Origin of the sequence: Acinetobacter sp. TR3 (assembly GCF_027105055.1) — a bacterium.
Taxonomy (GTDB): domain Bacteria; phylum Pseudomonadota; class Gammaproteobacteria; order Pseudomonadales; family Moraxellaceae; genus Acinetobacter.
On record NZ_CP114264.1, the window covers coordinates 2,445,258 to 2,465,082 of the forward strand.

At 38.6% G+C, this 19,825-nt stretch carries 16 protein-coding genes and 6 tRNA genes; 7 read left to right on the plus strand and 15 right to left on the minus strand.

What is annotated here, in order from left to right; translation table 11 throughout:
• Positions 1-26 precede the first annotated feature (26 nt).
• From sbmA to O1449_RS11550, 5 genes are all read right to left on the minus strand, one after another.
• Entirely contained in the window at positions 27-1,226 is a 1,200-nt protein-coding gene (sbmA, locus tag O1449_RS11530; RefSeq protein WP_269228564.1) for a peptide antibiotic transporter SbmA, read from the minus strand.
• Between the two features lie 229 nt (positions 1,227-1,455).
• Entirely contained in the window at positions 1,456-2,433 is a 978-nt protein-coding gene (locus tag O1449_RS11535) for a patatin-like phospholipase family protein (RefSeq protein WP_269239710.1), read from the minus strand.
• Positions 2,434-2,596: 163 nt separating this feature from the next.
• Positions 2,597-4,072 carry an alanine/glycine:cation symporter family protein gene (locus tag O1449_RS11540; RefSeq protein ID WP_269228566.1) on the minus strand — a complete coding sequence of 492 codons (1,476 nt, stop codon included), beginning with the start codon at positions 4,070-4,072 and terminating at the stop codon, positions 2,597-2,599.
• Between the two features lie 94 nt (positions 4,073-4,166).
• On the minus strand, positions 4,167-5,402 hold the full coding sequence (gltS, locus tag O1449_RS11545; RefSeq protein ID WP_269238389.1) for a sodium/glutamate symporter: 1,236 nt from the start codon (positions 5,400-5,402) through the stop codon (positions 4,167-4,169).
• 181 nt (positions 5,403-5,583) lie between these two features.
• Complete coding sequence (locus tag O1449_RS11550) at positions 5,584-6,921, minus strand: DcaP family trimeric outer membrane transporter (RefSeq protein ID WP_269238390.1); 1,338 nt, start codon at positions 6,919-6,921, stop codon at positions 5,584-5,586.
• A 421-nt stretch (positions 6,922-7,342) separates the two neighbouring features.
• Here O1449_RS11550 and O1449_RS11555 point away from each other — a divergent pair, with 421 nt between their 5' ends.
• Complete coding sequence (locus tag O1449_RS11555; protein ID WP_269238391.1) at positions 7,343-8,050, plus strand: nitroreductase; 708 nt, start codon at positions 7,343-7,345, stop codon at positions 8,048-8,050.
• A gap of 21 nt (positions 8,051-8,071) precedes the next feature.
• On the opposite strand, the gene O1449_RS11560 is transcribed toward O1449_RS11555, so the two are convergent.
• Entirely contained in the window at positions 8,072-9,289 is a 1,218-nt protein-coding gene (locus O1449_RS11560) for a multidrug effflux MFS transporter (RefSeq protein ID WP_269238392.1), read from the minus strand.
• 141 nt (positions 9,290-9,430) lie between these two features.
• Here O1449_RS11560 and yccS point away from each other — a divergent pair, with 141 nt between their 5' ends.
• The 4 genes from yccS (at position 9,431) to O1449_RS11580 (ending at position 15,881) form a co-directional block, all read left to right on the plus strand.
• Positions 9,431-11,605, plus strand: a complete 2,175-nt coding sequence (gene yccS, locus O1449_RS11565) for a YccS family putative transporter (protein WP_269238393.1) — start codon at positions 9,431-9,433, stop codon at positions 11,603-11,605.
• A gap of 79 nt (positions 11,606-11,684) precedes the next feature.
• Positions 11,685-12,269 carry a YcxB family protein gene (locus O1449_RS11570; RefSeq protein WP_269238394.1) on the plus strand — a complete coding sequence of 195 codons (585 nt, stop codon included), beginning with the start codon at positions 11,685-11,687 and terminating at the stop codon, positions 12,267-12,269.
• Between the two features lie 158 nt (positions 12,270-12,427).
• A complete protein-coding gene (locus tag O1449_RS11575) occupies positions 12,428-14,965 on the plus strand; it encodes a sulfite reductase flavoprotein subunit alpha (RefSeq protein WP_269238395.1) in 2,538 nt (845 codons plus the stop codon).
• Positions 14,966-15,095: 130 nt separating this feature from the next.
• Entirely contained in the window at positions 15,096-15,881 is a 786-nt protein-coding gene (locus tag O1449_RS11580; protein ID WP_269238396.1) for a YdcF family protein, read from the plus strand.
• Positions 15,882-15,912: 31 nt separating this feature from the next.
• On the opposite strand, the gene O1449_RS11585 is transcribed toward O1449_RS11580, so the two are convergent.
• The 9 genes from O1449_RS11585 to O1449_RS11625 form a co-directional block, all read right to left on the minus strand.
• Entirely contained in the window at positions 15,913-16,383 is a 471-nt protein-coding gene (locus tag O1449_RS11585) for a DUF2750 domain-containing protein (protein ID WP_269238397.1), read from the minus strand.
• An 87-nt stretch (positions 16,384-16,470) separates the two neighbouring features.
• A tRNA-Val gene (locus tag O1449_RS11590) sits at positions 16,471-16,546 on the minus strand.
• Between the two features lie 101 nt (positions 16,547-16,647).
• Positions 16,648-16,724 (minus strand) — tRNA-Asp (locus O1449_RS11595).
• Positions 16,725-16,762: 38 nt separating this feature from the next.
• Positions 16,763-16,838: transfer RNA gene (locus O1449_RS11600), tRNA-Val, on the minus strand.
• 103 nt (positions 16,839-16,941) lie between these two features.
• Positions 16,942-17,018: transfer RNA gene (locus O1449_RS11605), tRNA-Asp, on the minus strand.
• A gap of 45 nt (positions 17,019-17,063) precedes the next feature.
• Positions 17,064-17,140: transfer RNA gene (locus O1449_RS11610), tRNA-Asp, on the minus strand.
• Between the two features lie 23 nt (positions 17,141-17,163).
• Positions 17,164-17,239: transfer RNA gene (locus tag O1449_RS11615), tRNA-Val, on the minus strand.
• 163 nt (positions 17,240-17,402) lie between these two features.
• Positions 17,403-17,912 carry a cell wall-recycling L,D-carboxypeptidase ElsL gene (gene elsL, locus O1449_RS11620; protein WP_269238398.1) on the minus strand — a complete coding sequence of 170 codons (510 nt, stop codon included), beginning with the start codon at positions 17,910-17,912 and terminating at the stop codon, positions 17,403-17,405.
• 306 nt (positions 17,913-18,218) lie between these two features.
• Positions 18,219-18,584, minus strand: a complete 366-nt coding sequence (locus tag O1449_RS11625; protein ID WP_269238399.1) for a YbaN family protein — start codon at positions 18,582-18,584, stop codon at positions 18,219-18,221.
• 100 nt (positions 18,585-18,684) lie between these two features.
• Between O1449_RS11625 and O1449_RS11630 the strand changes: the two genes are divergently transcribed.
• Positions 18,685-19,566, plus strand: coding sequence for a DUF1853 family protein (locus tag O1449_RS11630; protein WP_269238400.1), 882 nt, complete (start codon positions 18,685-18,687; stop codon positions 19,564-19,566).
• 100 nt (positions 19,567-19,666) lie between these two features.
• Positions 19,667-19,810: an entericidin A/B family lipoprotein gene (locus O1449_RS11635; protein WP_269228578.1), complete on the plus strand. Its 144-nt coding sequence runs from the start codon at positions 19,667-19,669 to the stop codon at positions 19,808-19,810.
• Positions 19,811-19,825 lie beyond the last annotated feature (15 nt).

The following is a 19,825-nucleotide window of genomic DNA, read 5'->3' on the forward strand; positions in this document are numbered from 1 at the left end:
TGCAGGCTTTTTTATTAATGAATGACTTAATCTTTATCAAGAATAGATTCAAACGCTTTTAAACGTTTTCGAATCGATAACAGTTCAATAATCGTTTTCCATGAACTAACAAGATACTGGAAAGATGTCCCAACTTGTATAAAGACACCACGAATCTGATTAATTAAACCGAGTGTTAATAATCCCCCCGCAATTGCAGGAAATAAGACGACTAAACTATAGAGCACATCGAGTTGACCATACCATGAGGCTGTTAAATTAAAATACGTATAGTGAAAATATAATCGAAAATAGTTTTTGCGAACACGTCCAAAAAGCTCTTTTAACGTTGCAGGTTGTGCACGATCAGCATGATCTTCACCATAAACTAATTCTTTACGATATGCTGCTTCAACCTTTTGATTATTAAACTGTAGTCCTGGTAATTTAACACCTACCACCATGAGTAAAACTGTACCGAAGATTGCCCATGTAATGGCAGCCCAGACCAAAGAATATTGTAACTCTCCAACCAATGGAATCACAGGAACATGTTTTGAAAGCTGAAATAATAAGGGTAAAAAAGCAATCAGTGTCATCACAGACTTTACAAACTCAACCCCTAAATCTTCCACAATCGTAGCAAACCGCATGGTATCTTCCTGCACACGTTGCGCTGCCCCTTCTACATGACGTAACTGCTGCCAGTGTTCAGTATAATATTCATTCATTGCTGTCCGCCAACGGAATACATAATGACTGGTAAAAAAAGAATTTACGACGGCAAGAGTAATTGCAACCATTGCAATATATAGAAACACCATTGATTCTCTATATAAATCAGCAATATTCCCACCACCATTGGTCAACATTCTCTGAATCAAATCCCAGAATGGAACATACCAAGCATTGACAGCAACACTCACCTGTACTGCAAACCAGATATTAAACAATATGAATGCAGATCCCAATATTGACCAGTTTTGCCACTTGTTATCAGAAAAAAACCGCCAGAACCCTGCAAATAACCCTGTAGCAACTATAAACCACAAATAGAACCAGAGTGATGAAGATTCCCAAAAACGGCTAACCCCGACCGAAAGTTCAGCATCAGCATAACCTTTAGGAAAACCAAGATATTCACCCCAACTATGACCACCTGTATACCACAGCAGCATATTCAGAGCTAACCACACAACGACTGAAATAAAGAACAAGCGTGGGTTAGGAAAAAAAGATTTAAACATCGCGTTTAACAATCCTTGTATTGTTGCTATTGACGTTAGAACGTCATCCTATAATTTCAAACTTAAATTTGTCTGATAAAAAAGTTTAATGAATGGTAGTTATTTACCTGTTTTCTCAATTTTTTGATAGCTTTTTGTATCGTATTTACAATTTGTTTAATTAACATCGACTGGATAGACGAACTTAAATCTTATCGTTGTCTATCCTTAATTTAATATTTTGCGGAAACTATGACTCAAGGCTACTCATTTTCAAAGCTAAATCCTGTTGATTTAAATCAACTTGCTTTGTTTTGCTTTTAATTACCCATTGAATGTGAGCCAATTTTTCTTTTGCTGCATCAACACCCGCCTGCATGGTCATTTCACGACCTTTGATATCAAAGATATGCACTTTTTCACGTAGATCAGGCTGAATGACAATATCTGCATTTTTCAATTCTTCTTCAGCTAAACGTCCTTGCATAATGTTGATATTTTGGTTGAATAGCCCCCAAACATTACTGGTTTCGGTATGAATAGGTTGTGCCAAAATATCCACTGCAATCACCACATCTGCGCCTAAATCCCGTGCAACCTGTACAGGAACGGGACTGACTAGGCCACCATCAACATATTCCACATTACGGATCTTGGTTGGTACAAACATACTCGGAATCGAAGCAGATGCGCGTACTGCTTGGCCTGTATTACCATAATTGAATACAGTTTTGGTGCCGTCTTTTAGTTCCGTTGCAACCACATACATCGGGATTTTTAACTTCTGTAAAGGAATGTTTTGGACTTGCTCATTCACATAGTCCTCAACTTTTTTACCATCAAAGAAACCTTTTAAACTAACATTCACTTCTCTTACATCGGTAGCCTTAAGTTTAAGTGCAATATCTCTCAACTCTGCTGCGGATTTACCACTTGCATAAATTGAACCTACAATACTGCCTGCACTTGTACCTACAATAAAATCAGGGCGAATACCTTGCTGTTCCAACACTTCAAGTACGCCGATATGAGCATATCCACGTGCCCCACCACTGCCAAGTACTAACGCAACAACAGGTCTTTTTTCTTGTTGTTTAATATGTGCAAAAGGCTGAACAACTGCTTGTACTTGGGCATCTTCAATTAAAGGTTTTAAATGCGAAGTCGTTTGACAACCCGCCAAAATCACCATTGAAAGTCCAAGCGTCAATAATTTAAGCTGTTTCATATGCTGTCTTGCCATATCTACGTGGTTCTATCTTTTAATTTTAACGCCATTATTGGTGAAATGCTGTATCAATTTTTATGTATATATCCACAATATATTCATAAAAAAAGCCCCTCGAAAGGAGCTTTAATTTAGTGAAGTAAGCCTTCATCAATTCAATAGCTTACCAGATATCAGAATCTACTTTCTTCTTCAATTCTGGATAATTATCAATCTTAAATTCAGGCTCTTTAATCCCTTTTTTAAGCTGAGAGATATAATCCTTCAATAAAATCAATGCTATCGGAGTCAGCAATAGAATTGCAACCAAGTTAATGGTCGCCATCAATCCCATCGATAAATCTGCCATAGACCAAACCAATGGAACGCTAGTGATTGCACCGAAGTACACCATAACCAATACTAAAATACGGAAAACAAGCATAATTTTAGGATTGTTATTGATGAACTGCACGTTACTTTCCGCGTATGCATAGTTACCAATAATCGAGGTAAAGGCAAATAAGAACAGAATAATAGCGAGGAAACCACCACCCCAACTGCCAATCTGACTCTCAAGCGCTTTTTGCGTTAAGGTTACACCCTCAAAACCAGCTTCGTGATACATGCCTGACACCATAATGATAATCGCAGTACATGAACACACAACGAAGGTATCTACAAAGACACCTAGCATTTGCACTAAACCTTGGTTTACTGGATGTTTTACATCTGATGCAGCAGCAGCATTTGGTGCTGAACCCATACCTGCCTCATTTGAGAACAAACCACGTTTAATCCCCATCATCATTGCCATAGAAATCATAGCACCGAAGAAACCTCCAGCTGCTGCTTCAAACTCAAAAGCTTTTGTGAAAATAAGTTTAAAGATTCCTGGCAACATTGGTAGATTGATGATGGCGATGTACAAAGCCACGATAATGTAAAGTAATGCCATGAATGGCACGATACCTTCAGCAACTTTTGCGATACGTTTAATACCACCAAAAATAATCAACGCTGTCATTATCACTAATCCAATGCCAACCCATGAGATTTCTAGATCTAAACCACCCAAACCTAAAGTTAGATTGGCTTTATCCCATCCCCACGCATGAGAAGTTGCACCAATAATCGCATTCGCCTGAACAGCATTAAACACAAACCCATAAGCTAAAATGAGGGAAAGCGCGAAAACAATCCCTAACCATTTTTGTTTTAAACCTTGAGTAATGTAATACGCAGGTCCACCACGGAATAGTTTATTTTGATGATCTCGCACCTTAAATAACTGTGCAAGCGATGACTCCACAAATGCAGAACTCATACCTAAGAATGCAGTAAACCACATCCAAAACACCGCACCTGGACCGCCTATCGCAATCGCAATCGCAACACCAGCAACATTACCCACCCCTACACGACTTGCCAGTCCTGTAACAAATGCCTGAAACGGTGTGATCCCATGCTCGTCCACACATTCTTTACGGCTGCCTTTCATGACTTTGATACTATGAAAGAACAATCTAATCTGTACTGCTTTCGTTGCAACAGTATAGAAAATCCCTACTGCCAGTAGAAAAATGACCAGAAAGTCCCATAAAGGATCATTAAAAAAATTTACCCAAGCCATCAGGGTGTCATTTAATTTTTCATTCATCACTTATTCGCTTTTAAATATTTTATGTACGCCCGTACATATACGATAACAATGGATGAACCAAAAAAGCCCCACATGGGGCTTTTGATCCGACTTAGGCAAAGAATTTCAAAATTAATTGAATTACTGTTGCATTAATTAAATCAACAAAGAACGCACCACAAAGCGGAACAATTAAAAATGCTTTATGTGATGGTCCATACATGTTGGTAATTGCTTGCATGTTAGCAACAGCTGTTGGCGTTGCTCCCATACCGAAACCACAGTGACCAGCAGCAAGAACTGCTGCATCATAATTTTTGCCCATGACACGGAAAGTAATAAATGCTGCATACAACGCCATGGTAATGGTTTGCGCACCCAAAATTACAACCAGCGGGCCAGCCAAATCGGCTAATTGCCACAACTTTAATGACAACAATGCCATCGCTAAATAAAGTGACAAAGATGCATTACCAAACACATCGATTGCACGATCAAAAATATCAACTTTTAATACGCTTTCTAAAATATTACGCAGGATGACACCACCACCCAATGCCCATACAAAGGTTGGTAACTCAAACCATGTGCCTTTGCTATAACCTGTCATAAACTCAGCAAATGCTAGACACGCCGCAAACATACCCAATGTGGTAATCGCATTATCGGCCGTGATTAAACGCACTTGATGTGGATTTTCAAATGGTGCGAGTTCGTCAGGGTGTTGATCTAAATGGGTATCACGATTCTTAATCGCAGTGGATGATTGTTCTTGAGCGAGGCTATAACGATTGATTAATAATTTTGCAAGTGGCCCACCAATGATGCCGCCAATGATCAAACCAAAAGTTGCACTTGCCATACCTAGCGCTAATGCACCCTGAATTCCATGTTGGCTTTCAAGAATTTCACCCCATGCCCCTGCTGTACCGTGTCCACCTGTTAAAGTAATTGAACCTGCAATCAACCCGACCAAAGGATCAATACCTAAAAGAGTTGCGAGGCTCATACCGACAGCATTTTGAATCACGATAAACGAAGCAACACAGACTAGAAAAATAACCAGTCCTAGTCCACCTTCTTTTAACTTCATAAAATTGGCACTCAAACCAATTGAAGCAAAGAAAATCAGCATAAAACTCGTTTGTAATTGGCTACTAAAAACAATGCTATAACTCCACATTGAATGTACCAATAACGAAACAACAGCTGCAACCAAGCCACCAGCTACAGGTTCAGGAATATTGTAACGACGCAAGAAATCAATTTGATTGACAAGAAAACGCCCTAACAGCAGCACAATGACGGCTGAAATCAGGGTATAAAAACCATTAAAAGTAAATTCCATATCTTCTTCCGTTTATTTTATTAGTCTTTTAGACGGTTTTTCCATCGTGTAGCTAATAAAATAGTAACTCTCAAAATGAGTGAAAACTCAATCAACTTAATAAAAAGCATACAGTTCTTTGTAAGAACTCAACCAAATGAAGCGATTGGTTTGCACGGATGATTACGTTTATAGGATTAGGCTAGAAGTTGTAGCGAGCCATTGCGCCTACGCGGTTATCCTTACCTTTTAGACCATTAAAAGTTTTACGTTCACCATAGATATACTCCAAACCAAACGTAATCGGAGTAACTGGTGAATACATGATGTTCCACCAACCTTGTTGTAAGGTTTTGTTCTGCGTTGTATCCGCAAATGCTTGTTGTGCAAATTGATTATTATCTTTTGCAAACATTGCACCATACGCTAAAGTACTACGTAATTTAGGGCTAACTTGATAAGTTGTACCAACGGTGAGTGCATCAAACTCATTCAGATTCAACTCAAAACTATTGGGATTTACATTAAAAGCATTATTGGTATAGAGCAAAAACTTACTATCACCTTTCACATGCGAATAATCAATCATCGCCTGTAATGAATCCGTAAATTTATACTTGCTTCCTACCGCAATTCCCCAACCCAAATCAGCATCATCAGCACTCAATTGTTTATTATTTTGATCATAATTTGCCTTACTACGTGCCTCTGTCACTAACACACGAGCAGACATTGTTCCTTTGCCATCTTCAAAATCATATTTTAACTTAGAGGTTAAAGCTGGCACTCGGTTGTCGTCATTGCCTTTTTCTAAAGCAAGCATATAACTGATGTCTGGATTAAATTTTCCGCTATAGCGAACCATCGGAGTACGATAAGTACCGACCCCTAGAGGAGAATTGAAATCAATCATTTCTGGCTGTAAATCTGTCGCCAAGAACGTAGATGTGGTTTGACCAAATAACCAATTGTTTAAAGTTATATACGCATGACGAATACGAATCGTATCGTTACTACTACCACCACGAAAATCAACTTCTAATTTCCCACCAACATCCGCTTCTTGAATGGGTGCTTTAAAGTCGAGACCTAATCGTGTCACCGTCGCAGTGCTATAAAAACGATCACTATTTTTTTCATTTCCCTCAAGATCAACTTTATTGATTCGGTTGAAAATGCCATCGCCGCCTTTGGCTTGATACGATGCATCACCACGTAAAAAACCATATAACTGAACTTGTGCGCCTGAAGCAGAATTAAAACTTAAAGCTGATGGTTGAGAAGATGCTTCCGTATGCTTCGGCATGTTTTGGTTCTGCGCAGCCACAGATGTTTGTGTAGCTTGTTGAGGCATCTCATTTTTTTGTTTTGACTGTGGAACATATTGTTCCAATAAAGCTCTTAATTCTTTTACTTCATCTCGAAGTTGTTGAATTTGTTCTTGTTCGCTAGCAGCCTGCGCATTGTTCATCATGAAGACAGCAATGGTAAACGCCAATCCCTGAACTATGAACGGCTTACGGATGAGAGGTAAACTCATGAGAAGCTCCTGTATTCGTGTATATTTCAACATTTTCCATAAGCATAAAATTGGGTAAATAAATATGCTTATCATAGAAAACTTCCCTCACCTTCTTGGTCAGAAAAGCCTAATCAATTTTTAAAAAGGGCGTATTATGCATAAATTTAGATTATTGTGTGTATTTTTTTATTCCAATCATCATAACGATTTCAGCGTGTATCAATAAATACTATTTCTATTTCATTGTGTTACAAATATATTTCTTTTTCACATAAACATAACAAATTAAAAATTTTATGGATAATCTCATCTCGTTAATCTTTACTCGACTATTTTTTAATCAAATCTCAATCTACGACTAAAAATCCATCCTCAAATCTATCTTATTACTTTATAGTCTCACCACATGAGAAAGAGCAATAAGCTTAGGAACCTTAAGATGAACATGGAACAAATCCGCTATGTGGATGATGCGATTACAACCCGTCATTCTGTACGTGCATTTTTAGATACGCCAGTTGCAACAGAGACAATCAAAGATATTTTAAATGTTGCCGCTCGTGCGCCATCAGGTACGAATACTCAACCATGGAAAGTCTATGTGGTAACAGGCCAAAAACGCGCCGAGATGATTGAGCGAGTTTGTGCTGCTCAACAAGCACTTTTTCAACAACCAGAACTCGCTGAAGAATATCAAGAAACTTTCGCCTACTACCCTGAAACATGGATTTCACCATTTATTGATCGTCGTCGTGAAAATGGCTGGGGACTATATGGTTTGCTAGGTATTCAAAAAGGCGAAAAAGAAAAAATGGCTGCGCAACAATTGCGTAACTATCAATTGTTTGATGCGCCTGTCGCACTTTATTTTACAGTCAATAAAGCAATGGGAATTGGTTCAAAAATGGATATTTCCATGATGATCCAAAATGTAATGATTGCGGCAAAAGCACGTGGTTTAGATACTTGCCCACAAGCCGCATGGAATCATTTTCACCCCATCGTTTTAGATGTTTTGGGTGCTCCAGAAAATGAAGAGTTGGTTTGTACAATTGCCTTGGGATATGCTGATCCTGATCATATCGTCAATACCTTCATTACTCCCCGCGAACCCGTTGAAAACTTTACAGTATTTTTAGACCAGTAAATTGTTTAAATAACAGTATCTCTATGCAGAGGTACTGTTTTGTAGTTGTTTTCCAACTTTTAAAATTGCAAACAAACCTGCGCTAGTAAACATAAACATCATAATGCCCATATTGAGGCTCGCTTTCCATAACAAGAAATTTAAAATTACGCCACCCAACAAACCACATGCAAACTGCATACTCCCCATAATCGCACTCGCAGTTCCAGCACGCGCACCCTGCTTAGACATCGCCAAAGCCATTGCATTAGGACCAGTTAATCCAATACCAGACACAACTAAAAAAAGACCAGACATTAATAACCACAATGGTGCATTCGCCATCAGCCCTGCACTGATGACAACAACTGCTCCAAAGCATTGAATCGAACCACCTAATCGTAACCGCTGAAAAATACCCATTCGAGTATTTAAGTGCTTATTGATTGAAGACATCAACATAATCCCAGCTGCATTAAATGCAAATGCATAAGAAAACTGTTGCTGAGACAGTCCGTACTGCCCCATAAAAACGGCTGAAGCAGAGCTGATATAACAAAATAATGCTGCGCCAGTTAAACAACCTGCAAACATTGGCACTCTGAAGCTGTCATCTTTTAGAATTGCAGCATAAAGTGTGGTGACTTGATGAGTCGATAATTTTAAACGGCGTTCAATAGGTAATGATTCTTTAAAGAAGAAATGTATACATAACCAGCAGATCACACCAATCATTGCCAGCGTCAGAAAAATAGCCTGCCATGGGAAAAATGTCAGAATCCATGCACCAAACATCGGGGCTAGAATAGGCGCAAGCCCCATTACGATCATCATGCTTGAAAAGGCTTGAGCTGAACCTTGCATGTCTAAGCGATCACGTATAGCTGCTCTTGCAATCACCACCCCTACACAGCCACCTAAAGCCTGAAAAATTCGTGCAGCAATCAAAGCCCATTCATTTGTTGTAAACGCACAAGCCAAACTTGCAATCACATAAAGGCTAAGCCCAAAATATAAGGGGGGTTTACGTCCAATACGATCACTCACAGGTCCATAAATTAATTGACCTATGGCTAAACCAAAAAAGTAAGCAGGTAATGTATTTGCAATCATTTGGGTACTTACCCCAAACTCATTTGCCATTTGGGGCAATGCGGGTAAATACATATCAATTGACAATGGACCAAGTGCTGTCAACAAAGCAAGTAACAAAATCCATGCTGTTGAATACTGACGCTGATTCGATTGTTCTACCTGCATAATCCTCTACTTTTCAAGTTTATTTATTTTTCTAAGCTTAGCATCCTCACCATATTTGTGCATAATATTAGAGTCTACTGATACCTGAAAATGTTAACAGGCATGACCATAAATTGATTGCCGAATATAAAAGGACAACCATTGAATCCTTGGCTCGCACGTTTAAAACAAACTACTTATAACACCACGTTAATGTATAACGTGCGTATGCTGATTGCTTTCGCAGGAACAGCATTCGTTCCTTATCTTTTAAATTTTCAACTTGCGACGATTCCACTGACTTTAGGCGTTGTTGCCGCAGCAATTAGTGATATTGATGATCGCTTTTCTGTCCGTATTCAGAACCAGATTTATACCTATATTGGATTTTTTATCACAGCTGCATCGGTTCAATTGTTATTTCCTTATCCAATTGTCTTTGCAATTGGACTCATTGTTTCATGTATTGGTTGGATTTTATTAGGCTCTTTGGGGCGGCGTTATGCGACCATCGCTTACGGATGTTTAGTGATTTCTGTCTATACCATGCTCGGTGTACACTTATTTGAACAATGGTATTTACAACCAGCATTCTTAGTTTTAGGAGCCGCTTGGTATGGATTACTTTCAACAATCAGTTTCTTGCTTTTCCCTGTACGAAAAGTACAAGACCAACTTTATGCATCCTATAATGCTTTAGGTAGTTTTTTATTTGCTAAATCAAACTTATTTGATGTGGACATGACTCCATCCAGTTATCAACAAAGTATGATTGATATTGCATTAGAAAATGGCAAATTGGTGGCGATTTTTAATGATATGCGAATGTCACTGTTAACCCGTTTAAAAGGTGACCGCGGCCAGAAAGATACACGTCGCAGTCTACAATACTATTTCGTTGCACAAGATATTCATGAACGTGCAGACTCCGCGCATATTGATTATCAAAAGCTGGCAAAAGTATTTCAACACAGTGATATCTTATTCCGTTTTCAACGTATTCTCACGATTCAGGGTAAAGCCTGTCAGGATTTAGCTCAATCAATTTTAAGCCGTACCCCTTATGTGCATAACAAACGCTTTAAACACAGCTTTGAAAATTTAAGAGTTTCCTTAGAAAAATTAAGAGAAGATGGACTTTATGATCAAGTCCGCATCAATGCATTATTTGCACTCTATCAAAATCTTAAATCGATTGATGCACAATTACAGAATTTAGAAACGGAAAGAAATCTAAAATTAATCAATGCAAAACAAGCAGAAAATCAATTAAAAGATGATGACCTAAAAGGTTGGAATGATATTCTAGTCCGTGTTAAACAACATTTAACCCCTGAGTCTGTGCTATTTCGCCATGCAGTTAGACTTTCAATCGTCTTGTTTATTGGTTATGTCTTTATTCAAGTAACCCATATTGCTTACGGTTACTGGATTTTGCTCACAGCATTGTTTGTTTGCCAACCTAACTTTAATGCCACCAAACGCCGCTTATATTTGCGAATTGTCGGAACGTTGATAGGCATTATTGTGGGGCTAACCATCATCTATTTTATTCCATCGGTTGAAGGGCAACTGGTGATGTTAGTTCTCAGTGGCGTATTATTTTTAGAGCTTCGTAGTAAACAGTATGCTCAAGCAACAGCTTTTATTACGATTCTCGCTTTAATTAACTTTAATCTAGATGGTTCTGCATTTGCGGCAGGATTCCCACGCTTTATTGATACCTTGATCGGCTGTGCCTTGGCATGGTTTGGGGTCAGTTTCATATGGCCCGATTGGAAATTCCGTAGGCTACCTCGCTCGATCCAACGTTCTTTACAAGCCCAATGTACCTACTTAGCAGAAGTAATTGAGCAATATCATCAAGGTCGTAATAATGCATTAAATTATCGTGTAGTTCGGCGCGCTGCGCACAATACTGATGCAGAAGTTGCTTCTCTCATTTCCACACTTGCCACAGAACCAAATATTGAATCTACGCAGAAAACCCTAGCGTTTGAATTCCTCTGTTTAAGTCATACTTTTTTAAGTTATATCGCTGCACTAGGCGCTCATCGTGAACAAATTCAAGATCAAGAGATTTTAACACTGCTCGATCAAGCATTGGATGATATCCAAGGTGCGCTCCTCAGAGATGAAGTCCCTGATTTATCAGCACAAAATATGATGCAAACTATACGAGAGCATTTAAATCGCAATGATGAAAACAATCAAAAATCCTTGATCATTTTGCAACAACTTTCGCTCATGCTGAGTATTTTAACTCGTTTAAGTATGCTCAAACAGAGTTTAAGCCATGAACCAAATGAAGATGGCACTGAGTTTGCATCTCTCTAATGTATCAGCCATTGGCATAATATCTTTGAGTGCCAATTGGTGTTAAACTTAACCCAGTTCTAAACTTATTTTTTAAACTATGACCGCCAAAACGCTATACGCTTATACGCTACAACCTGTTCCTTACGAAGTTTCTGAAGTTGAACAACGTCAAGCTCAACTGATGATTTGGCGTAGTACCAATAAATTCAGTAAAAAAGCATGGATGATTATGATTGCACTTGTGGTGCTTTCATTGGTTTCAGCAGGACTCATTAAATATTATTCGACTTATTCAACCGTCCTATGTTGGATCGTGATGATCGGTGTGATCCTCTTTTATCTTGTAAAAAAATTTGGTCTTGAATGGTACGTAAAACGTAAAATGAATGAGTTCCCTGTTCAAGAAATTAAAGGAATTCGTTTAGGTGTGCAACCACATGGTATTGTGATGCGCCAAAAGATGGGACTTCAAGAAGGCACCGCAACGATTGGTTGGAAAGACATTTACGAATGGTACAGTTCTCCTGATTTTATTTTGGTGAATTTCAAGGTAAAAACACCAAAAGGTGAAGAACAACAAGGTGCATATATTTTACCAAAACGTATGGACTCAAAGAATTTCCCGTTCACAACCATACGCAAACATTTAAATGAAACGGTAGGCGCAGCTAAATCAATCTAACCCATTATTCATACAAAGACCTCTCTTGATGAGAGGTTTTTTTAACCGTATTAATTTAATGATAATAATAATCAATATTCCCCACAACATACATATTATCGCCCTATTGTTCAGTTATAATTTTTAAATGAATCTCCTTTTCTTCTTATTTTCTGACCATGTTTAAAAAAGTTTTCTTCCAAATCCATTGGTTTTTAGGGATTACTGTGGGGCTTATACTTTCTTTAATGGGAGTAACGGGTGCAATCTATTCTTATGATCAACAAATTTTAAAGTGGCTGAATCAAGACAGCTATGTTGTTAAAGTCGCTCAAACGCCTAAACTCACCCCTGCCCAACTGTATCAACATTTCAATCGACAACAGCCTGAGATTGCAATAAATAGCATTACGATTGCATCAGATCCGACAATATCTTCAACCGTCAATATTAAAAAAGAAGGTGCTCGCCGTGGTTATAACATGATGGTTAATCCATACACAGCAGAAGTATTACCTGACATTAAGGGGCGTGATACGCTGCAATTTATTCAGCGTTTACATCGTAATTTGACTGCAGGTGAATTTGGGGCACAAATTACTGGCGCATCAACGTTGATGCTGATTTTCTTTGTATTGAGTGGCATCTATCTGCGCTTTCCAAAGAAACACTCCTTTAAACAATGGTTTTTTATTAAACCTAAACTCAAAGGTCGCAATTTTATTTGGGACTTACATGCTGTCGTTGGAACATGGATGGTTATGTTCTACTTATTATTCGCATGTACGGGCTTATACTGGTCTTATGATTGGTGGCGTGCAGGCATGTTCAACGTCATGGGCGTAGAACAACCGCAACGGAATCAACAAAATAATGAACATGGCAAAAATAAACAACCCGAACTGCAAAAGCAGCAGCTCAACACCATCCTGACCCAAACATGGAACGGTGTAAATGCACAAATTGGGCGTGAATATTCAAGCCTCACCTTAAATATTCCAAAGCATGATGATGCCAAAGTTGAACTCTCTTTTGTCGATGCAACGCCACAACATGAACGTGCGCGTAACCAAGCGATCTATAACTATCAAGATAATAAATTCGAAAAATTTGAACTGTATGAACAGAAAAAACTCAATGAAAAAATCATGAGCAGTATGCTGCCTGTACATCGAGGTAGTTTTTTTGGTTCAACTTATCAATTTATTGCGATGTTGGCTTCATTGGCAATGCCTTTATTTTTTATAACAGGTTGGATGCTTTATCTTAAACGACGTAAGCAAAAAAAATTAACCCTTGCTGCACGTCAATCACTCAATCCACAGCAAATTGATCCAAATACCAAGCCTTGGTTGATTACTTATGCATCGCAAACAGGTGTAGCAGAACAACTCGCTTGGCTTACAGCAACGAGCTTACAAGAAGCACAACAACCAACGACCGTAAAACCAATTCAGCAACTGACTGAACAAGACCTACAACAAGCACAACAAGTTTTATTACTCATCAGTACCTATGGAACAGGCGAAGCACCCGACTTAGCAACAAGTTTCAGTAAAAAACTGATGCAGCAGCACCTTGACCTAAGTCAAATACAATATGCAGTCTTAGCACTCGGATCTAAAGAATATCCTGATAGTTATTGCAGCTTCGGCTATGCAGTAGATAAATGGTTAAAACAAAGCAATGCACAACCATTATTCGATTTAATCGAAGTAGATAATGCCAACACCAATGATATTCAGCGTTGGAATCAAGCATTATCTAATGTGACCAAGCATGAACTTAATGCCATGAATATCGACAAAGTGTTTGATCAATGGACATTAAGCCAACGCCATATTCTAAATCCAAATAGCTTAGGAGAAGCTGCTTATCATATTGAGTTAACAGCTCCTCATGATATCACTTGGCATGCAGGAGATATTGCCGAGATTCAATCAGGGAACAGTGTTAAAGAGATTCAAAACTTTTTGATTAAATACAAAATCTCATCCCAAACAATTGTTGAGTCATTGAATCAAAACATTGAACAGGCACTTTGGGATAAAAATTTAAGAGTTGATCTCAATGCTTTTAGCAACCTAGAAGAATTACTCAAGCAATTACCCGCACTACCAACACGTGAATATTCAATTGCAAGTATTCCAGCACAGCAATGCCTGCGACTGGTAGTACGTCAAAAGCGTGATGAGAATGCTCAATTAGGTTTAGGTTCAGGCTGGTTAACTGAATTTTCACAACTCAAAGACTCTATTTCCTTACGGATTCGCACTAACGAATCTTTCCATCTGATTGACGATAACCGTCCAATTATCTGTATCGGTAACGGCACAGGAATTGCAGGTTTGATGAGTTTATTACAGCAACGTAATCGACAAAACTATACGGCAAACTGGCTTATCTTTGGCGAACGCCAACGTGAACATGATTTCTTTTATCAAGAGACCATCCAAGCTTGGCTAAATATGGGCACACTACAACGTTTAGACCTCGCCTTTTCTCGTGATCAAGAACAACGCATCTATGTACAAGATATTTTGCGAAGCAATGCTGATGAATTGATCAAATGGATTGAGCAAGGTGCGGTGATTTATGTCTGTGGCAGCATCGAAGGCATGGCTTCAGGAGTCGATCAAGCTTTGACAGATATTCTCAGCGAAGAAAAAATGAATCAACTCAGGCAGGCTGGACGTTATCGTCGAGACGTTTATTAATCCAACTTAAGTGTTAGTATTAAAAAACGAGTGCATCGGCACTCGTTTTTTTCATCAAACCATAAGGAATTTGCCTTTCTTAGAATTTTGCATACACTGAGCACGATTCAAATTGACTACAATTAAGATTATGCAAATAAGTTCATGGGTTCGTCTTGTTTTAGCCCTTATCGGTTCAGTTCTACTCTTAGATGGCGCTATTCTGATCGCCTTTAAAAAGATTCATATTGGGACAGTACTACCGCTACTACTTGGGCTATTTTTTTGCCTCTATGCTTATTTCTATTATCATATCGAGCGTTTCTTCTTCTATCATTTCCGTCTGCATTCGATTTGGCGCTTCGGCTGGTTGTGTTTCTGGATTTGGGTCGTCAGCTTAGGCTATTTCTTTAATTACATTTCAGACAATAATACCAAAACTCAAAATATCCCTACGGTTAAAGCCATTATTGTATTAGGCAGTGGTGTTCAAAATGGACAACCTTCTGCAACATTGGCGAAACGCTTAGACCGTGCTGCCCCTGTAGCTTTAGCACAACCTTATGCCAAATTAGTCATGACAGGTGGTATTGATTTTGGTGAAACTGATAGTGAAGCGATTGTCATGTCACGTTATGTACAGCAGCACTATCATATTCCTGCCTCACAGATCATCTTGGAAGATAAAAGCACGAGTACTGAGCTAAATCTTAGAAATAGCCAACCCTTATTACAGGCACAGCAGATTAACATTCAGCAAGCGATTGCGATTGTAACCAGCGATTTCCACACATTACGCGCTGCCGCCATTGCAAAGAAACAAGGTTATCGTAATATCATTATGCTTGGCGCAACAACACCAGTGACGACACGCTATAATGCATGGTTGAGAGAATACTTTGCTTACGCCAGCGGTTGGCTTCTGAATGAATATTGATTGGGGTTGTCTCCCAATCAATTTATCTCATTTAATTGTGTAGACGAATATCTCTAGGCAAGGGTAACTTTAACTCAGCAAATACATCTGGTCGTTGTAAATAAATTTGGTAAAGAAAGTTTTTAATATCCAATAAAAAAGTATCAGGTGAAACCAATAGATTGTTACCCTCTGGGGTAAGGTCTAAAGATAGAATCGTATTATTTTCTTTTAAAAAAGGAATCATCTTTTCAATAAAAACCCAAAGTGACACTTCCTGAATCTCGTATTTAGCCCAATTATCTTTAATCAGTAATTTTGCCAAACCTTTATTTTGCCAAATCGATAATGCGTGTTGACCAGATGGGGTTGAACATAAGGCCCACCCATCATGATAAAGCGCAATAACTTGCCGTTGTATAATAATATTTTGAATAAATTGACGATAAATATCTTTTGGTGAGGAACTAGAATTTATTGTTTGTGATTTCGACGCAGCCTTGCGTTGATATGGATTTTTCATAAAATATTCAATATTAGAATCATTATTGACTCCAATAATAAGATAATTCTATATAAATTACAAGGATTTAAACTAGAAGAGAAATTATGGTGGGCGCTGACGGGATCGAACCGCCGACATTCTGCTTGTAAGGCAGACGCTCTACCAACTGAGCTAAGCGCCCTGAGGAATAAAAATTGATTGAATATCAATTTTTATGACGCAAGACAAACGGAGTGCGTAGTGTCTTACATTATCACCCTCTTGAACAGGGAATCAAGAGAATGGCGCAGCGGACGGGGCTCGAACCCGCGACCCTCGGCGTGACAGGCCGATATTCTAACCAACTGAACTACCGCTGCACTACTTACTTCTATTAAGAAGTATATGTCACTAACTATGGTGGGCGCTGACGGGATCGAACCGCCGACATTCTGCTTGTAAGGCAGACGCTCTACCAACTGAGCTAAGCGCCCTGAGCGAGGTAACAAATTTAAAGCAATGCTTTAAATATTGTTTAAGTATCAAAGAATCTAGACTCTAATTTACTTAACTCTATCTATTCTTGCAATCTTAAAGTGGCGCAGCGGACGGGGCTCGAACCCGCGACCCTCGGCGTGACAGGCCGATATTCTAACCAACTGAACTACCGCTGCACAATAATTTTGCAATTATAGGGTAAAACGATATTAAAACTTAAGTGGCGCAGCGGACGGGGCTCGAACCCGCGACCCTCGGCGTGACAGGCCGATATTCTAACCAACTGAACTACCGCTGCACTTGAGTTTTAACGTAAAGGCTTGGTGGGCGCTGACGGGATCGAACCGCCGACATTCTGCTTGTAAGGCAGACGCTCTACCAACTGAGCTAAGCGCCCTTAACGTCTTCATCGTTTGTGAGGTGCATTATAGAGAATCTTTACAGCCTGTCAAACGCTTTTGCCATTCTTTTCTGAAAAAAGCGTACGAATGATTAAAAAATAAGTAATTCATTGAAAAAATCAAGATTTTCGTATTTTATTTAAGCACTTATTCATATTTTCATCCTTCATTTTCTAAAGTATGTTCTGAAATATAAACCAATGCCTGCTCAGAAATCAGCTCAAATAACTCAATAATCTCATCATTCTTCATCCGAATACAGCCATGTGACATCGGAATGCCCATCGGTTCTGTATCAGGCGTGCCATGAATATAGATATATCGTTTAAATGTATCGCAACCATTTCCATGATTGAATCCATCTTCTAAACCATCCAACCATAAAATTCGTGACAAAATCCAATCACGTTGTGGAAATTGCTGTGCGAGTTGTTGGTTATACACTTCCCCTGTCGACTGACGTGCAATAAATACCGTATTTTTCTTTAGATCTGCCCCAATCTTTTGTGCGACTTGATGCCAACCTCTTGGCGTCTTACCGCTATTCTCTTGCTCGCCAATACCATTCTTGCCGGAAGAGATCACATAAAATTTATTGTGCTTTGGCAAACGTAGAATTTGTTGTGCTAAATCTATGACGATGTCTGCCTGATCAAGGGTATAAGTCATTTTTATCTCAACAGATGATAGAACACAGTTATTTCAACATAGACCAAAAGCTTTTTCTTGTATTTTTCGGTAGTTTTGATTGTTGATTGATTTTAAATATAAAAAACAAAACAGCATAATAAGGTCAAACATGCTGTTTTAGATCAGCAAAAAGTGGCACTTTAATCAATTCTCAGCCCCAAGGATTGCTTTTCTTAAGGTTATCATCTTGCGTATCAGGAATATATTCCGCAAGAGTGTTACTTTTCTTAATGCATTTACTCGAACATAGTTCTCGTCTTGCGCTCGGACAAAGCGTTGCTTTGTTTATCCTCGCTCAGGCTCGGGTCTTAACCACAACCACACAGCAACAATAAGCATAGTGAGATCTGTAAAAATTTTGACAAGGAATGGTGCCTTGGTAAACAGCATTAAAACACCGCTGATTAGCATCATAATACTGGCTATCCATTTTGCTTTACGCGGTACTGTCCCATTTTCACGCCAATTGCGTAAGGTTGGTCCGTATTTAGGATGATTCAAGAGCCAAGCATCCATTTCAGGCCATCCTTTCGATGCAGCCCATGCTGCAAGAATTAAAAATACAGTGGTTGGCATGCCTGGTAAAATTGCTCCAATGATTCCTAAAATGATAAAAATCACAACTAAACTACGCCAGAACAATGTTTTCATTGAGTAATTAACCAACACATGTTTACAACCATGCTAGTATAAATTGTTTTTATTGCTCTTTCTTAAACTTAACTTATTATTTCCATGATTGAGTAACAGCATGTCTAGCCTAATGAGTACGACCATTTTTTTTGAACCTTGGTTGCAGTTTAAGAATCCTATAGTACGTCATTTGGCTTTTTGCATCGCGAGTCCAAATATTCTAGCTCGAATCCCGCCAGATTTAGAGATAAAATATACTTTTGAGCTCCATTCTGATCAAATCTGGCAAAGTCATTATGAACGTTACGAAAAACGCTTAAAACAACTTGATCAACATCCGCAATCCCTCATTGATTTTCTTGCAAGACTCAAGAGTACTCGCCTTGGGCTACGATTCGAGAACTTACTTTGGTTTTGGTTATTAGATGATGAGTATCATCCCTATCAACTTTTAGGTCATAGCATTCAAAAAATTGCAGGATCGGTTACGCTAGGTGAACTAGATTTCGTCATTTTAAATCAAGACACGCAAGAAACTGAACACTGGGAAGTTGCGCTAAAGTATTACCTAGGCGAAAGTAACTTAGACTTAGCGCAATGGTATGGGTTAAATCGAGAAGACACATTACAAAGAAAATTGAAGCACTTCACTCAACGTCAATTTCAATTTACGGATGCAAATCATCATCAGATTCAACGAAAATTTGCAGTTATGAAAGGGCAATTATATTTACCAACTGATTTGAATCAGTTTGCACTCCCTAACTGGGTCAACTCGTCCCGACGTCTGGGATTATGGGGAACTAATATTCCCACAACAGATTACTATCGATTACAACGTCATGAATGGTTATGTCCTAATCAGCAAGCATCCTCAAAAAATGCAACATGGTGGACAAATGGTCTTTATTATCATGATACACCTAGTCCCTCTTTTTATATGTTTCGCCAACCCTCTTTATTATTCATTAGGTCTTCTTCATCAGATTATTTTTTATAAAGTAACATTTTATAACACTTCTACTATCAAACCATTATGTTTATTTTCTGCATTTTTTCTTAGCCTCTAAGAACATCATAATTACATTTAAACGGAGAAGATGATGAAAAAAATCTTAGTTGCTTCAATCATGGCTACTTTTGTTTTAACTGGTTGTAATACATTTAAGGGTTTTGGGCAGGATGTATCTAAAGCAGGTGACAAAGTTACTCAAACTGCTGAAAAAACTCAGGATAAAATGTAATTTTAGTGAATACCC

Coding starts and splice junctions, on each gene's coding strand:
- sbmA (WP_269228564.1), bottom strand. CDS start 1,226: ATGTTTAAATCTTTTTTTCCTAACCCACGCTTGTTCTTTATTTCAGTC.
- O1449_RS11535 (WP_269239710.1), bottom strand. CDS start 2,433: ATGAAACAGCTTAAATTATTGACGCTTGGACTTTCAATGGTGATTTTG.
- O1449_RS11540 (WP_269228566.1), bottom strand. CDS start 4,072: ATGAATGAAAAATTAAATGACACCCTGATGGCTTGGGTAAATTTTTTT.
- gltS (WP_269238389.1), bottom strand. CDS start 5,402: ATGGAATTTACTTTTAATGGTTTTTATACCCTGATTTCAGCCGTCATT.
- O1449_RS11550 (WP_269238390.1), bottom strand. CDS start 6,921: ATGAGTTTACCTCTCATCCGTAAGCCGTTCATAGTTCAGGGATTGGCG.
- O1449_RS11555 (WP_269238391.1), top strand. CDS start 7,343: ATGAACATGGAACAAATCCGCTATGTGGATGATGCGATTACAACCCGT.
- O1449_RS11560 (WP_269238392.1), bottom strand. CDS start 9,289: ATGCAGGTAGAACAATCGAATCAGCGTCAGTATTCAACAGCATGGATT.
- O1449_RS11570 (WP_269238394.1), top strand. CDS start 11,685: ATGACCGCCAAAACGCTATACGCTTATACGCTACAACCTGTTCCTTAC.
- O1449_RS11575 (WP_269238395.1), top strand. CDS start 12,428: ATGTTTAAAAAAGTTTTCTTCCAAATCCATTGGTTTTTAGGGATTACT.
- O1449_RS11580 (WP_269238396.1), top strand. CDS start 15,096: ATGCAAATAAGTTCATGGGTTCGTCTTGTTTTAGCCCTTATCGGTTCA.
- O1449_RS11585 (WP_269238397.1), bottom strand. CDS start 16,383: ATGAAAAATCCATATCAACGCAAGGCTGCGTCGAAATCACAAACAATA.
- elsL (WP_269238398.1), bottom strand. CDS start 17,912: ATGACTTATACCCTTGATCAGGCAGACATCGTCATAGATTTAGCACAA.
- O1449_RS11625 (WP_269238399.1), bottom strand. CDS start 18,584: ATGAAAACATTGTTCTGGCGTAGTTTAGTTGTGATTTTTATCATTTTA.
- O1449_RS11630 (WP_269238400.1), top strand. CDS start 18,685: ATGTCTAGCCTAATGAGTACGACCATTTTTTTTGAACCTTGGTTGCAG.
- O1449_RS11635 (WP_269228578.1), top strand. CDS start 19,667: ATGATGAAAAAAATCTTAGTTGCTTCAATCATGGCTACTTTTGTTTTA.